General features: G+C 63.4%; 11 protein-coding genes. 2 read left to right on the top strand and 9 right to left on the bottom strand.

The features are described from left to right. Window positions 1-47 precede the first annotated feature (47 nt). From accC to scpA, 4 genes are all read right to left on the bottom strand, one after another. Complete coding sequence (gene accC, locus SUTH_RS17150; RefSeq protein ID WP_041101001.1) at window positions 48-2,045, bottom strand: acetyl-CoA carboxylase biotin carboxylase subunit; 1,998 nt, start codon at window positions 2,043-2,045, stop codon at window positions 48-50. A 110-nt stretch (window positions 2,046-2,155) separates the two neighbouring features. After that, complete coding sequence (locus tag SUTH_RS17155) at window positions 2,156-3,688, bottom strand: acyl-CoA carboxylase subunit beta (protein WP_041101003.1); 1,533 nt, start codon at window positions 3,686-3,688, stop codon at window positions 2,156-2,158. Between the two features lie 21 nt (window positions 3,689-3,709). Next, window positions 3,710-4,723, bottom strand: a complete 1,014-nt coding sequence (meaB, locus tag SUTH_RS17160) for a methylmalonyl Co-A mutase-associated GTPase MeaB (protein ID WP_041101005.1) — start codon at window positions 4,721-4,723, stop codon at window positions 3,710-3,712. Window positions 4,724-4,730: 7 nt separating this feature from the next. Next, window positions 4,731-6,896 carry a methylmalonyl-CoA mutase gene (scpA, locus tag SUTH_RS17165; protein WP_041102537.1) on the bottom strand — a complete coding sequence of 722 codons (2,166 nt, stop codon included), beginning with the start codon at window positions 6,894-6,896 and terminating at the stop codon, window positions 4,731-4,733. A gap of 167 nt (window positions 6,897-7,063) precedes the next feature. On the opposite strand from scpA, the gene SUTH_RS17170 reads away from it, so the two are divergent. After that, on the top strand, window positions 7,064-7,693 hold the full coding sequence (locus SUTH_RS17170) for a GntR family transcriptional regulator (RefSeq protein WP_231851062.1): 630 nt from the start codon (window positions 7,064-7,066) through the stop codon (window positions 7,691-7,693). Between the two features lie 21 nt (window positions 7,694-7,714). Here SUTH_RS17170 and SUTH_RS17175 read toward each other — a convergent pair whose 3' ends face one another. Continuing rightward, entirely contained in the window at window positions 7,715-8,617 is a 903-nt protein-coding gene (locus SUTH_RS17175) for a dienelactone hydrolase family protein (RefSeq protein WP_084207483.1), read from the bottom strand. Window positions 8,618-8,689: 72 nt separating this feature from the next. Between SUTH_RS17175 and SUTH_RS17180 the strand changes: the two genes are divergently transcribed. Continuing rightward, window positions 8,690-9,274, top strand: a complete 585-nt coding sequence (locus SUTH_RS17180; RefSeq protein WP_041101008.1) for a peroxidase-related enzyme — start codon at window positions 8,690-8,692, stop codon at window positions 9,272-9,274. Window positions 9,275-9,422: 148 nt separating this feature from the next. On the opposite strand, the gene SUTH_RS17185 is transcribed toward SUTH_RS17180, so the two are convergent. From SUTH_RS17185 to SUTH_RS17195, 4 genes are all read right to left on the bottom strand, one after another. Then, window positions 9,423-10,136 carry a FecR family protein gene (locus tag SUTH_RS17185; RefSeq protein ID WP_197539616.1) on the bottom strand — a complete coding sequence of 238 codons (714 nt, stop codon included), beginning with the start codon at window positions 10,134-10,136 and terminating at the stop codon, window positions 9,423-9,425. 13 nt (window positions 10,137-10,149) lie between these two features. After that, window positions 10,150-13,122 (bottom strand): beta strand repeat-containing protein, encoded by a 2,973-nt coding sequence (locus tag SUTH_RS18730; RefSeq protein WP_148312968.1) that lies wholly within the window; start codon window positions 13,120-13,122, stop codon window positions 10,150-10,152. Beyond that, window positions 13,049-14,206 carry a two-partner secretion domain-containing protein gene (locus SUTH_RS17190; protein WP_052473750.1) on the bottom strand — a complete coding sequence of 386 codons (1,158 nt, stop codon included), beginning with the start codon at window positions 14,204-14,206 and terminating at the stop codon, window positions 13,049-13,051. The genes SUTH_RS18730 and SUTH_RS17190 overlap by 74 nt, the downstream gene beginning before the upstream one ends. 177 nt (window positions 14,207-14,383) lie before the next feature. After that, window positions 14,384-15,097, bottom strand: coding sequence for a FecR family protein (locus SUTH_RS17195; protein ID WP_197539616.1), 714 nt, complete (start codon window positions 15,095-15,097; stop codon window positions 14,384-14,386).

Here is a 15,097-nt window from a genome sequence, read left to right on the forward strand (position 1 = left end):
ACACGGCGATTCCTCGCCGTGTCGCAAGCGCCGACTTTCTCGCAGTACTACTTGAAGGCGATGATGGCCTGATCCACCGCCAGGCTCTCGCCCGGCATGGCCAGCAGCTTTTCCACCACACAGTCGCGCTCGGCCTTGAGCACGTTCTCCATTTTCATCGCTTCGATCTTGGCCAGGATTTCGCCGGCCTTGACCTCCTGCCCTGCCGTCACGGCGATCTGCGTCAACAGGCCGGGCATCGGCGAGAGCAGGAACTTCGACATGTCGGGCGCGGCCTTGACCGGCATCAGCGCCTTCAGCACCGCCGTGCGCGCCGACATCACCTGCATGTCGGCCTGCACGCCCCAGTGGAACAGGCGATAGACCAGCCCGCGCCGCTCGACCTGCATGCAGATCGACTGGCCATTGAGCGTGCCGACATACAGCGGATCACCGAATTGCCAGTCGGAGCGCAACTCATAGTTCTCACCGGCGAAGCTGACATCCCAGCCGCCGTCCGCCTTGAGCACCCTCGCCTGATACTGTTCCGTCCCGAGCTGCACGACGAAGTCGTCGCCCGGCACGAATTCATGTCCCGGCATCTGCCCGGAGATGGTCGCATTGCGCGCCAGATACTGGCGATGGATCGCAGCCGCGACGGCCACCAGCATCGCCGGATCGTCGTGCGGCACGTCGGCGGCATTGAAGCCCTTGGGATACTGCTCGGCGATCAGGCCGGTGTTGAAGTCGCCTGAAAGGAAGCGCGGGTTCTGCATCAGCGCCGCCTGGAAGGCGATGTTGGAGGCCACGCCGCGAATCACGAACTGGTTCAGCGCATCGCGCATGCGGGCGATCGCCTGATCTCGCGTCGCGGCATGAACGATCAACTTGGCGATCATCGAGTCATAGAACATCGAAATCTCGCCGCCTTCATAGACGCCGGTATCGACGCGCACGCCCGCATTTCCGTGACCGGCTTCGGGCGGCGGCAGGTACTTCACCAGACGACCGGTGGAAGGCAGGAAACCGCGGAAAGGATCTTCGGCATTGATGCGGCACTCCATGGCCCAGCCGTTGAGCCTGACCTGCTCCTGGGTGAACGGCAGCTTTTCGCCCGCCGCAACGCGGATCATCAGCTCCACCAAGTCCAGCCCGGTGATGAGTTCGGTGACCGGATGCTCGACCTGCAAACGTGTGTTCATTTCCAGGAAGTAGAAGCTCTTGTCCTTGCCGACGACGAACTCGACGGTGCCCGCGCTCTGGTAATTCACCGCCTTGGCCAGGGCCACCGCCTGCTCGCCCATGGCCTTGCGCGTCGCCGGATCGATGAAGGAAGACGGCGCCTCCTCGATCACCTTCTGGTGGCGACGCTGCAGGGAACATTCGCGCTCGTGCAGATAGATCGTGTTGCCGTGGGCGTCGCCGATCAGCTGGATTTCGATGTGGCGCGGTTCTTCGACAAACTTCTCGACGAAGATGCGGTCGTCGCCAAAGGCATTCTTGGCTTCCGTCTTGCACGCGGCAAAGCCTTCGTGGGCTTCCTTGTTGTTGTAGGCCACGCGCAGGCCCTTGCCGCCGCCACCCGCCGAGGCCTTGATCATCACCGGATAGCCGATGCCCTTGGCGATCTCCACTGCCTGCTCGGGCGTGTCGATCGCGGCGTTGTGACCCGGAATGGTATTGACCTTCGCTTCCAGCGCCAGCTTCTTCGAGGCGATCTTGTCGCCCATCGCCGCCATCGAGTGGTGCTTGGGGCCGATGAAAATGATGCCGCTTTCCTCCAGCCGGCGAGCGAATTCGGGATTCTCCGAAAGGAATCCGTAGCCCGGATGCACCGCCTCGGCGCCGGTCTCCTTGCAGGCCGCGATGATCTTGTCGATCGAGAGATAGGATTCCTTCGACGGCGGCGGGCCGATGCAGACGGACTCGTCGGCCATCTCGACATGCATCGCATCCTTGTCGGCTTCGGAATACACCGCGACGGTGGCAATGCCCATCTTGCGGGCGGTCTTGATGACGCGGCAGGCGATCTCGCCGCGGTTTGCAATCAGTATTTTTTTGAACATGGCTTAAAACCTTTCGACGCAAAGGCGCAAAGACGCAAAGAAAGGCCGGGGCGCGAGATTCTTCATGGTTCTCTTTGCGCCTTTGCGTCTTTGCGTCGGAAATTGAATTTTCAAAGCGGAATGTTGCCGTGCTTGCGCCACGGATTCTCGATTTTCTTGCCACGCAGCATCGCCAGGCTGCGGCAGATGCGCTTGCGGGTTTCGTTGGGCATGATCACGTCGTCGATGAAGCCACGCGCGCCGGCGACGAAGGGGTTGGCGAACTTGGCCTTGTACTCGGCTTCCTTCGCCGCCAGCTTCGCCGGGTCACCCTTGTCCTCGCGAAAGATGATCTCGACCGCGCCCTTCGGCCCCATCACGGCGATTTCCGCCGAGGGCCAGGCGAAGTTCACATCGCCGCGCAAATGCTTCGAGGCCATCACGTCGTAGGCGCCGCCATAAGCCTTGCGCGTGATCAGCGTGACCTTCGGCACCGTGCATTCGGCGTAGGCATAGAGCAGCTTGGCGCCGTGCTTGATGATGCCGCCGTATTCCTGCGCCGTACCGGGCATGAAGCCGGGCACATCCACGAGGGTAATAATGGGGATGTTGAAGGCATCGCAGAAGCGCACGAAGCGGCCGGCCTTGATCGAGGACTTGATGTCGAGGCAGCCGGCCAGCACCATCGGCTGGTTGGCGACGATGCCCACGGTCTGGCCTTCCATGCGGGCGAAGCCGATGATGATGTTTTTGGCATGGTCGGGCTGGATCTCGAAGAAATCGGTGTCGTCCACCATCTTCAGGATCAGTTCCTTCATGTCGTAGGGCTTGTTGGCGTTGTCCGGCACCAGCGTGTCGAGCGAGAAGTCGAGCCGATCCGCCGCGTCACTGGTCTCCCGTACCGGCGGCTTTTCCTTGTTGTTGAGCGGCAGGTAGTTGAAGAAGCGGCGCAGCATCAGCAGCGCGTCGACGTCGTTCTCGAAGGCGAGGTCGGCCACGCCGGACTTGCTGGTGTGCGTCACGGCACCGCCGAGTTCCTCGGCCGTGACTTCCTCGTGGGTCACGGTCTTGACGACTTCCGGTCCGGTAACGAACATGTAGGAGGAATCCTTGACCATGAAGATGAAGTCGGTCATCGCCGGGCTGTACACCGCACCGCCGGCGCAGGGACCCATGATCATCGAGATCTGCGGGATCACGCCCGACGCCATCACGTTGCGCTGGAACACGTCGGCATAGCCGCCGAGCGCGGCGACGCCTTCCTGGATGCGCGCGCCGCCGGAGTCGTTGAGGCCGATCACCGGCGCGCCGACCTTCATCGCATGGTCCATGATCTTGCAGATCTTCTCGGCATGCGCTTCGGAGAGCGCGCCGCCGAACACCGTGAAGTCCTGCGAGAAGACGAACACCATGCGGCCGTTGATGGTGCCGTAGCCGGTCACCACGCCGTCGCCGGGAATGTGGCTTTCGCCCATGCCGAAATCGACGCAGCGATGTTCCTTGAACATGTCCCACTCTTCGAAGGTGCCATCGTCGAGCAGCATCTCGATGCGCTCGCGCGCGGTCAGCTTGCCCTTGCCGTGCTGGGCGTCGATGCGTTTCTGGCCGCCTCCCAGCGCCGCCCTGCCGCGCTTTTCGTCCAGTTGGTGAATGATGTCGTGCATGCGATGTCCTCCAATCAGAAACTAGAAATGGCGGCCGACCAGCGCCAGCAGGCGCTGCGCCGCGACGGTCGGCGTTGTCGTGCCGGCCTCGACGGAAACTGAAAGCTCGGCCAATGCGGACTTCACGGCCGGGTGTTCGCGAAAGCGGTTGCGCAGATCGGAATCGATTTGCTGCCACATCCAGGCCAGCGCCTGGTGGCGGCGCTTCGCCGCAAACTCGCCACTCGCAATCAGCGTGCTTTTGAACTTTTCGACGACCTGCCAGAACTCGACCAGGCCGTCCTTGCGGATGGCCGACAGCGTCAGCACCGGCGGTTGCCAGTTGGCCGATGCCGGATGCAGCATGGCCAGCGCCGAGCGCATTTGCGCGGCCGCCAGTTGCGCCGCCTTCGGGTCGATGTCGGCCTTGTTGAACACCACCAGGTCGGCCAGTTCCATGATGCCCTTCTTGATCGCCTGCAGGTCATCGCCGGCATTCGGCAACTGCAGCAGGACGAAGCAGTCGGTCATGCCGGCCACGGCGGTTTCCGACTGGCCGACGCCCACCGTCTCGACGATGATGATGTCGTAGCCGGCGGCTTCGCACAGCAGCAGCGCCTCGCGGGTGTGTTCGGCAACGCCGCCGAGGCTGCCCGACGACGGCGAAGGCCGGATGAAGGCTTCGCTGCGTTGCGAGAGCAGTTCCATGCGCGTCTTGTCGCCGAGGATGGAGCCGCCATGCACCGTCGACGACGGGTCCACCGCGAGTACCGCGACACGATGGCCGGCTTCGATCAGATGCATGCCGAGAGCCTCGATGAAAGTGGATTTGCCGACACCGGGGACGCCCGAGATGCCGATGCGCATCGACCGTCCGGTATGCGGCAGCAGTGCGTCGAGAAGTTTCTGCGCCCGTACCCGGTGCTCCGGGCGCGTCGACTCGACCAGGGTGATGGCCTTGGCCAGGTCGCGCCGGTTTCCCGCCAGCAGGCCGTCAACCAGGACTAGATCCTGCGCATCCACGTCGAGCTGGCCCAGTTCGGGCTTCGGCTGCATCGTCAGATCAGGCGCTGGCCGGCAGGTGTGCGGCGCGAATGGCGCGCAGCACCTCGTGGGCACATTGCGGAATCGGCGTGCCGGGGCCGAAGATGCCCGCCGCCCCGTCCTTGTACAACTGGCCATAGTCCTGCGCCGGAATCACGCCGCCGACGAAGACCACGATGTCGTTCGCGCCCTGCTCGCGCAAGGCCTTGACCAGCGCCGGCACCAGCGTCTTGTGCCCGGCCGCCAGCGTGGAAACGCCGATCGCATGCACATCGTTTTCGATGGCCTGGCGCGCGGCTTCTTCCGGCGTCTGGAACAGCGGGCCGACGTCGACGTCGAAGCCGAGGTCGGCAAAGGCCGTGGCCACCACCTTGGCGCCGCGATCGTGGCCGTCCTGGCCGAGCTTGGCGATCATGATGCGCGGACGGCGCCCTTCGGCGGCGGCAAAATTGTCGATCAGGTCGCGGATTTCCTGCATGGTTCCGTCCTCGCCGAAGGCGGCGCTATAGACGCCCGAAACGGTCTGGTTGGTGGCGCGATGCCGGCCCCAGACGGCTTCCAGTGCGTCCGAAATTTCGCCGACTGTAGCACGCTGCCGGCTGGCCTTGATCGCCAGGTCGAGCAGGTTGCCCTGGCCTGTTTTTGCCGCCTCGGTCAGCGCCGCCAGCGCCGATTGCACGGCGGCGCCGTCGCGCGTGGCGCGAATCTGCTTGAGGCGCACGATCTGCGCGTCGCGCACGGCGTGGTTGTCGACATCTAGCGTCTCGATCGGGGCTTCTTCCTTCAGCTTGTACTTGTTCACGCCGACGATGACATCCTGCCCGGAGTCGATGCGTGCCTGCTTCTGCGCGGCGCAGGTTTCGATCTGCAGCTTGGCCCAACCGCTTTGTACGGCCTGGGTCATGCCGCCCATCTTGTCTACGTCCTCGATGATGCGCCAGGCCTCGTCGGCGATGTCCTGGGTCAGCTTTTCCATCATGTAGCTGCCCGCCCAGGGGTCGATGACGCTGGTGATGTGCGTCTCTTCCTGGATGATGAGCTGGGTGTTGCGCGCGATGCGCGACGAAAACTCGGTAGGCAACGCAATGGCTTCGTCGAGCGAATTGGTGTGCAGCGACTGCGTGCCGCCGAACACCGCGGCCATCGCCTCGATCGTAGTGCGCACCACATTGTTGTACGGGTCCTGCTCGGTCAGCGACCATCCCGAAGTCTGGCAGTGGGTGCGCAGCATCATCGACTTCGGATTCTTCGGCTTGAACTCGTCCATGATCCGCCACCACAACAAGCGCGCGGCACGCATCTTGGCGATCTCGAGGTAGAAGTTCATGCCTATCGCCCAGAAGAAGGACAGGCGTCCGGCGAAGGCATCGACGTCCATGCCGCTGGCAATCGCCGTCTTGACGTACTCGCGGCCGTCGGCCAGGGTGAAGGCAAGTTCCAGCGCCTGCGTGGCGCCGGCTTCCTGCATGTGGTAACCGGAAATCGAGATCGAGTTGAACTTCGGCATGTTCTGCGCGGTGTAGCCGATGATGTCGGCGATGATGCGCATCGACGGCTCGGGCGGGAAGATGTAGGTGTTGCGGACCATGAACTCCTTGAGGATGTCGTTCTGGATCGTGCCCGAGAGTTGTTCCTGCGTCACGCCCTGCTCTTCGGCGGCGACCACGTAGCCGGCAAGTATCGGCAGCACGGCACCGTTCATGGTCATCGACACCGAGACCTTGTCGAGCGGAATGCCGTCGAACAGGATTTTCATGTCCTCCACGGAATCGATCGCCACGCCCGCCTTGCCGACGTCGCCGGTGACGCGCGGATGGTCCGAGTCATAGCCGCGATGCGTTGCCAGGTCGAAGGCCACCGACACGCCCTGAGCACCGGCCGCCAGCGCCTGCCGGTAGAAGGCGTTGGACGCCTCGGCCGTCGAAAAGCCGGCATATTGACGGATGGTCCACGGCCGCACCGCGTACATGGTGGCTTGCGGCCCGCGCAGGAAGGGCGCGAAACCGGGCAGCGTGTCGGCCCAGGGCAGGCCCTCGACATCGGCCCGGGTGTAGAGCGGCTTGACCGTCAGGCCTTCCGGCGTGACCCAGTCGAGTTTCGACAGATCGCCGCCGGGCGCCGATTTCGCCGCCGCCTTGGCCCAGGCTTCAAGCGAGGGGATGCTGACTTCGGATGCCTTGCTCATGTTCATTCCTTTTAGTTACGGCCGCTGCGCTTAACGCCGATGATGCCGGCGATAGCCTCCACTGAAACTTCGTTTTCAATCCGCTTGACTTCCTGACAAGGAGCCATGATACTGCATCCATAATTATGAATGCAAGACCATCGTCACATATTCTTACCGCGCCCGCCTTGTACGAACAGGTGGCCGAGCGCTTGCGCAGCCGCATCTTCGCGCATGAGTTGCCACCCGGCGGCTGGATCGATGAGCAAGCGCTCGCATCGGAGTACGGCATCAGCCGCACGCCGCTGCGCGAAGCCCTGAAAGTGCTCGCCGCAGAAGGCCTGGTGGTACTCAAGCCGCGTCGCGGCTGCTACGTCACCGAGTTGTCTGAACAGGACATCGACGAAGTCTTCCCGGTCATGGCCCTGCTCGAAGGCCGGGTTGCCGAAGAGGCGGCTCGCCGTGCCACCAGCGCCGACTTTGCCCATCTTGCCGCCATCCACGAAGAACTCGAACGGCATGCGGCGGCCAACGATGCCGACCGTTTTTTCGAAGCCAACCAGCGCTTCCACGCCGCCCTGCAGACCATCGCCGGCAACCGCTATCTGGCGCAACTGATCGATGACGCGCGCAAGGTCATCAAGCTCACCCGCCGCGACTCGCTGCGACTGGAAGGCCGCCTGAAGCAATCGCTGGCCGAGCACCGCGCGATCCTCGAAGCCCTGCGACTCAAGGATGCCGACCTGGCGGGGCAGCGCATGCGCGACCACCTGCTGTCCGGCCGTGCCGCGCTGGCACGACTGGCGACGTCGAACTGATCGTCCGCCGTCGCTACGGTCTCAGACGCCGTTCTGCCTGAACCACTCCAGCAATCGCTTCCAGCCATCCTCGGCCGGCTCCTTGCGGTAGGTCGGCCGGTAGTCCGCATGAAACGCGTGTGGTGCGTCGGGATAGACATGGATCTGCGATTTGCTGCCGGCCTTTTTCAGCGCCTCCCGCATGTCCTCGACCTGGTCCAGCGTGATGCCCTGATCCTTGCCGGCATACAGGCCCAGTACCGGCGCCTTCATCTGGGCCGCCAGATCGATCGGGTGCTTCGGCTGGCGCGCGGTCGGCGCCATTTCGAGATGCCCGTACCACGCCACTGCCGCCTTCAAAGCCGGATTGTGCGCAGCGTAGAGCCACGTCGTGCGTCCGCCGCGGCAGAAGCCCGTCACCGCGAGGCGCTGCGGATCGCCGCCGTTCTTTGCCGCCCAGGCGGCGGCCGCATCAAGGTCGGCCATGTGCTCGGCATCCGTGGCCGAAGCCACCGGACCCGCCAGGATTTCCTGAACATTGCTCATCTTCGCCGTTTCGCCGTGACGGATGTACATGTCCACCGCAATTGCCAGATAGCCGGCCTTGGCCAATCGACGGCAGACGTCGCGCAGATACTCGTGCACGCCGAAGATTTCATGGATCACCAGCACCGTCGGCAGCTTTGAGCCACCGGCCGGCATGGCACGATAGCCCGGCAATTCGCGATCGGCGGCAGGCACCTTGATGTCGCCGGCAATCAAGCCTTCGCTGTCGGTCTTGATTACCGTCTGCGCCGAGATAGGCTGCGTCGCGAGGGCAAAGCCGGCGCCGACGGCGGTGGCGATGAAGGAACGGCGGGTGAAGGGTTCGGACGGCAGAAGGCTGTCGAACTGCGCCTGCTCGTCGGTCTTTCTTGGGCTCTTTTTTTCCTGGGACTTGTTCATGCAGGTCTCCTTGGTTTCAGTCGGGGAACCCGTAAAATACGCCGACATCAAGGCAAACTCAATGAGGACAGCATGAGCACCCAATCCATCAGCCGCTTTCCCGTTCCGAAACTCGAAGACCTGCCGGAAGACATCCGCGCCCGCATCCTCGAGGTCCAGGAAAAATCCGGCTTCATCCCCAACGTGTTCCTTGCGCTGGCGCACCGCCCCGCCGAGTGGCGCGCCTTCTTCGCCTTCCACGACGCGCTGATGGAAAAGGACAGCGGCTTGACCAAGGCCGAACGCGAAATGATCGTGGTCGCCACCTCGAATGCCAACGGCTGCCAGTACTGCGTGGTCGCCCACGGCGCCATCCTGCGCATCCGCGCGAAGAGCCCGCTCGTCGCCGATCAGGTCGCCGTCAACTACCGCAAGGCGGACATCACCCCGCGCCAGAAAGCCATGCTGGATTTCGCGATGAAGGTCGCGCTGGATTCGGGCGCCATCGGCGATTCCGATTACGACACCCTCCACGGACATGGCTTCAGCGACGAGGACATCTGGGACATCGGCGCCGTGGCGGCGTTTTTCGGACTCAGCAATCGCATGGCGAACATGACAAGCATGCGACCGAATGACGAGTTTTATCTGATGGGACGACTGCCGAAGCAGAAGTAAAAAACCGGCGGTCTTTCGACGGCCGGTTTTCTTGAGTCACTGCGCCGGGAAAGTCGGCGCCGGCGGTACGGCGACTCGCTTTGCGGACTTGGGATTCCCCTTCGGGGGCAGGTCGCTTTGCGGACTTGGAATTCCCCTTCGGGGCAAGTCACATCTTGCACTCGGCATCGTCGCCCTTGCCGATGCCCTTGCCGCCGCCCTTGTTCTGTGCGATCGAGCTGGGCATCGTGACCTGGATGCCTTGTTGCGGCGGCACGATCGTCGGCGGCGCATTCGGGTTGGCGACGAAGCCGAATTGCCCGGCGTTGATCTGTACCGTGCCAGCCCGGTTGCTCATGCTGATCGAGCCGTTGGTGACGTCCACATGCAGCCCGTTGGGCGGCGGCTTGCCTCCCGTGGTCGGTACCCCGCCGCAGTCGTTCTGGCACAGCAGCGCGCCAAAGTGCGTGCCGCGGATGCCGATGGTCGCCGTCTCGGTCTGGAAGCTGACCTTCTCCCGGCTGCGCTTGCCGAGCAAGCCGGTTACCGCCCGCAGGCCGCCCTTGAACATGTTCATGACGATGTTGTCGTTTTCAGGCTTGGCGGCGTTGTAGGCGTAGTTCTCGATCTTGAGCTGGGTGCCGGGGCGCAGGACGACTTCGCCGCCGTCCACGAACTTGATCCGCGCGTAGGTCTCGGCTTCGGTGCTGAGCGTGTCGCCTTCCAGGACTTCCGACTTGACGCTGAGCAGTTTGCTGGTGCCGTCCACCCGCTTGGCCGACAGGGTGCCCGACAGGTGCGTGATCTGGCCCGCCGGGGCCGCGTGCACGGCCGGGATGGACACCAGGCTGAGGGCCAGGGCGGCCAGGAGGGTTCGCATCATGCTTCCCTCCGGCTTACGAGCACTGGGCAACTTTCTTCTGGCCTGGCTTGTCATCTTTTTTCCCGTCCTTGCCATTGTCCGCTTTCTTGTCTTTGTCCTTGTCGTCTTTCTTGTCATCTTTCTTGTCGCCGTTGCCGCCGCTGTCGTCGCCGCCGAAGCTGCCTTCGGTGCCGCCCGCGGTGGTGCCACCCGTCCCGCTTCCCGGCTGGGTCCCGCCCGGCCCGGTGATTTCAAAGCTCGGCGGCGGTTTGTCGATCGGGGTATCGGTGGGGGGCGGGGGTTTGCACAGGCTCGGACTGAGGACGCAGATGTCCAGGGTGGTTCCGGAGTAGGCGATTTGCAGGCCGGCGCCCGCGACGGCCGGCGTGCTGGTGTTCACGGCAAAGAAGCCGCTGCCGCCCACCACCGTGGTGGTGGTCTCTTTGCCGTCGATCATGACGCCGCCGCTGCTGCGGCCGGCGAAGGCGAGGTGCGTGGTCGCCGGGATGCCGGTGCCGATGTCGGACAGGATGTAGGAGGGCGAGTAGCCGACCGTGCCGTCGTTCAGCACCAGCGTCGAGGCGGATCCCATCAGGTCCAGATACACGTCGTTGGCGGCGTTGATGTGCGCGCCGTTGTTCAGCTTCAGGTTGCCTCCCACCAGGATGCTGGCGTCAGGGAAGTACGCCACCGACTGGTTGTAGCCCGCCCAGATGTAGCCGCCGTAGCTGGCGTTGCCAATGTTGAGATTGCCTCCCACCATCAGTTCCAGGTCGCCTGTCGTCGTCTTGATATACCCGCCGTTGATGGTGACGTCGTTCGCTACGACGCCCACAAAAGTCCCCGCCGCGGCAAGCGAACCGCCACTGCCGATCGTCAATGATCCCGCCCCGAGTGCTATCTCTTTCCCCTGCACGGCGCCATTGATAACCACGCTGTTGCCCAGCAAACCCAGTTTGTAGGTCGACGAACCAAATGCTGCGGGCAGGCTCAACGTCCCCCCTGCCGCAAGGATGAGCTTGCCGTTAACCGGAGCCACGGTAATGTTCGGTGCCCCGGTCAAATCACCGCCGACCGCAAACAGCATGTCGCCATTGGCGCCGGCATTCAGATTGACAATCCCCGGATTGGCGATGGAACCGCTGTGATAGAACCCGATTGACGGCTGATACGAAGCGCTGTCGGTAAGGTTCATGTTGCCGCCGGGCATGTTGTCAATCGCCCAGATGCGGATGCCGCCGTAGTTTGAGCCGGCGGCAACCGTGGCATTGGTTGCGCTGGCCGCCTTCACGTCGGAACTTATCGCCAGAGCTCCGGCCGTACCGCCAAAGCTGGTGAGCGATGCCGAGGTGCCGGCCGTGATGTTCACCACCCCGCTGCCGTTGTCGTCGTAGATGCCGCCGTAGGCGCTGACCGAGGCGGCGGTGCCCGATGAAATCTCGCCCAGATAAACGTTGCCTCCGTAAGGCGAACCGGAGCTTGTGGTAATCACGACGCCCGGCCCGGTACTTGCCGTGGCCTTGACCAGATGAAAGCTCTTGTAGGAGTTGTAGTTCAGATCGCCGGTCGAATACAAGGTCACGTAATCGACCTTGTTGTTGCCGCTGAAACCCACGGTTCCCGAGCCATAGGATGTCGCAACCAGGGAGTTCGCCGTAATCGCTCCGCCCGATGCCTGCGATATGCCGCCGCTGCCTGTACGCATCGACACATCGCTGGCGGACATGAACACGCCCGCCGGAATGCTGATGTTGCCCGCGTTCGGCGTCACGGGCGCGGTCAGGGACGAACTGCCGTCCCAGCCGGCGACGACGCGCAGCGTGCCGAAGTTGTAGGTGCCGGCCACGAATGTGACGGTGGATGTTGAAGCGAACGTCATGTTTCCGGAAAAGGCCAGACCGCTTCCCGGAACGCCGAGACCGCCAGCCGTATTTGCCAGAATGCCGCCGCTCATCGTCGAATTGACAAAGGTCGTCGCGACTCCCAGATTCAGGGTACCGGGACCGGCAATACTGGCGTCATAGAACGTCCGGGCGCCACCATGCACTTCCGAAAGCAGCAAAGTGCCGCCGGCGCCGATATTGACGCCGCCATAGAGGGTCCCTGCGTTCTGCATCGACAGCAGCGTATTGGCGGCGATGTTCAGGGTGCCGGTCGCACTCTGGTTGTATTGGGCTTCAAACGCACTGCTGTCGGCGAAATTGACAACACCATCGTTGTAGATCTGCCCCGCCTGCCCGGTGTTCTCGCTCTGGATCGGCCAGCCATGCGTGGAGTTGATGTTCAACACTCCGCTGCTCTTGTTGTTCAGCGTCGAGTACGCACTGCTGTAAAGGTCGAGGTACGACTCGCCGTTCAGGTTGAGGGTGCCGTAATTCTCCCAGGACCGTCCGGTGGCCGCTCCGCCCATGTAGGCGGCCACCACGGCGCCGGCTGATGCGCCGGAAAACGTCAGCGTCGCGCCCGACTGTACTTCGACCTTGCGGTTGGCCGCGGGATTGAAGTTGATGCCGAGCGAACCCGCGGCGGTGGTATTGAAAGTGGTCGTGCCACCAACAAACTTGATGTCGTTGTCGGCGGTGAGGGTGAGGGTTCGCGCGATTGCCGAAGCATTGGTGATGGCTATGCTGCCGCCCGAGGCATCGAACTTGATGTCGCCGGTCCCGCCTCCGTAGCTGCTGGTCGTGATGGTGATGTCGTTGCTCGCGAGGTTCGCGTTGATGTCGTAATCGTTGAGCGTGGCTGTCGTGCCGCCGCCGTTGTCAAAAATGGTGCCCGGAAACGTCGCGCTGCCCGAGCTGGCGGAATGCACGATGGTGATGTCGGTCGGATCGAGCAGCCAGCTTCCAACGCTGCCGTTTGCCGCCGCGGTGTTCACCTTGATGCCGGCCACATCCAGATAGCGCTTTCCCGACGTCTCCACAAACCCGCCATCACCACCACTGGCGCCGCCGCGTGCGCTGATGCTGCCGTAGGCCCGCGTCGTGTCGTCCGCCCACACGATCACCGTGCCGCCAGCGCCGACTTCCGTGGCGTCCGCCTTCAGGCTCGCCTCCGGTCCGAACCAGGTGGATGTTCGCGTTCTGGATCTCCGGGTTCTTGCCCTGGTAGTCGCCGCCGACCTTGATCGTGCCGCCTCCGGTCGTCCCGCTGGCGTCGATGCTGGCCTTGTCCATCACCGCCACCCGGTTGCCCAGCACTTCCACTTGTCCGCCCTTGGTGCCGGTGGTGACGATGCGACCGTTGCCGTCGACATAGGCGTCCTGGCTGGCCTTGAGGAATATCCTGCCGCCTTCATTGACGACGCTGCTGGCGTTGAGCGTGCCGCTGTTCTTGACGATGACGCCGGCGATGCCGATGCGGCCGGCTTCGGCCGTGATGGTGCCAAGGTTGGTGGCGTTGCCGGTCGCGCCGGTGATGTCAACCTTGATGCCGGGCAGGGCGCTGTCGATCAGGCTGACTGTTGCGCCGGCGGCGAGTATGGTTTCGCCACCCGGGGTGGTGATGATGCCGCTGTTGGCTTCGCCAGCCACGCTTTCGTTTTTGACGTTGGCACCGATGAGGTAGACGCTGCCGCCGGCGGGCGTCCTGATTTCGCCCTGGTTGATGACGTCCTTGGCGGTGCCGTCATTGATGAACAGGTGCCGTCCGGCGAGGAAGTCTTCATTCCGGATGTTGAGCGTGCTGGCGACAAAGGCGGCGGTGTCGACCCGTCCGCCGGCGCCAACCATGATGCCGGCCGGGTTGATGAGCCAGACCCGGCCGTTGGAGCTCAGGGTGCCGTAGATCGCCGTGGGGTCGCTCAAGACCCGGTTGAGGACGCTGGAGGAGGCGGAGCTTTGCTGGAAATGCGTCTTCTCGCCGGCGGCGATCGAAAACTTGTCCCAGTGGATGATGGCGCCGTTGCTGTTGGTGACCGTCAGCACGTTGCCGACCTGGTTGAAACTCGCCGTGCCATTGACGACCGTCGGATTGACCGGGTTGGACAGCGCCGGTGCCGCAAGAAAACACGCGGCTACCGCGACAACTCCCAGTCTCACCGGCGTCATCAACCGACCCGTCTGCTTGCGGGGTGGGTTCGTGTTGTTCATCTGCAAACTCCTGAAGCAGGATGGTAGCCCGTTTATGCCACACTTATATCCTAAAACTGCTTGTGTGTCAGGGAGTAAGTCACACTCACGACGGGGGAAACCTCAAAAACAGGAATTCATGACAAAAACGCCGGCAGTCTCCCGACGGCCGGCGTTTTTGCTGTGTTTCAAACCTTCCTACATCTTGCACTCGGCATCGTCGCCCTTGCCGATGCCCTTGCCGCCGCCCTTGTTCTGTGCGATCGAGCTGGGCATCGTGACCTGGATGCCTTGTTGCGGCGGCACGATCGTCGGCGGCGCATTCGGGTTGGCGACGAAGCCGAATTGCCCGGCGTTGATCTGTACCGTGCCAGCCCGGTTGCTCATGCTGATCGAGCCGTTGGTGACGTCCACATGCAGCCCGTTGGGCGGCGGCTTGCCTCCCGTGGTCGGTACCCCGCCGCAGTCGTTCTGGCACAGCAGCGCGCCAAAGTGCGTGCCGCGGATGCCGATGGTCGCCGTCTCGGTCTGGAAGCTGACCTTCTCCCGGCTGCGCTTGCCGAGCAAGCCGGTTACCGCCCGCAGGCCGCCCTTGAACATGTTCATGACGATGTTGTCGTTTTCAGGCTTGGCGGCGTTGTAGGCGTAGTTCTCGATCTTGAGCTGGGTGCCGGGGCGCAGGACGACTTCGCCGCCGTCCACGAACTTGATCCGCGCGTAGGTCTCGGCTTCGGTGCTGAGCGTGTCGCCTTCCAGGACTTCCGACTTGACGCTGAGCAGTTTGCTGGTGCCGTCCACCCGCTTGGCCGACAGGGTGCCCGACAGGTGCGTGATCTGGCCCGCCGGGGCCGCGTGCACGGCCGGGATGGACACCAGGCTGAGGGCCAGGGCGGCCAGGAGGGTTCGCATCAT

It is taken from the genome of Sulfuritalea hydrogenivorans sk43H, assembly GCF_000828635.1.
GTDB lineage: Bacteria > Pseudomonadota > Gammaproteobacteria > Burkholderiales > Rhodocyclaceae > Sulfuritalea > Sulfuritalea hydrogenivorans.

Coding starts and splice junctions, on each gene's coding strand:
- SUTH_RS17190 (WP_052473750.1), bottom strand. CDS start 14,206: ATGAACAACACGAACCCACCCCGCAAGCAGACGGGTCGGTTGATGACG.
- SUTH_RS17155 (WP_041101003.1), bottom strand. CDS start 3,688: ATGCACGACATCATTCACCAACTGGACGAAAAGCGCGGCAGGGCGGCG.
- SUTH_RS17175 (WP_084207483.1), bottom strand. CDS start 8,617: ATGAACAAGTCCCAGGAAAAAAAGAGCCCAAGAAAGACCGACGAGCAG.
- SUTH_RS17185 (WP_197539616.1), bottom strand. CDS start 10,136: ATGATGCGAACCCTCCTGGCCGCCCTGGCCCTCAGCCTGGTGTCCATC.
- SUTH_RS17180 (WP_041101008.1), top strand. CDS start 8,690: ATGAGCACCCAATCCATCAGCCGCTTTCCCGTTCCGAAACTCGAAGAC.
- meaB (WP_041101005.1), bottom strand. CDS start 4,723: ATGCAGCCGAAGCCCGAACTGGGCCAGCTCGACGTGGATGCGCAGGAT.
- scpA (WP_041102537.1), bottom strand. CDS start 6,896: ATGAGCAAGGCATCCGAAGTCAGCATCCCCTCGCTTGAAGCCTGGGCC.
- accC (WP_041101001.1), bottom strand. CDS start 2,045: ATGTTCAAAAAAATACTGATTGCAAACCGCGGCGAGATCGCCTGCCGC.
- SUTH_RS17195 (WP_197539616.1), bottom strand. CDS start 15,097: ATGATGCGAACCCTCCTGGCCGCCCTGGCCCTCAGCCTGGTGTCCATC.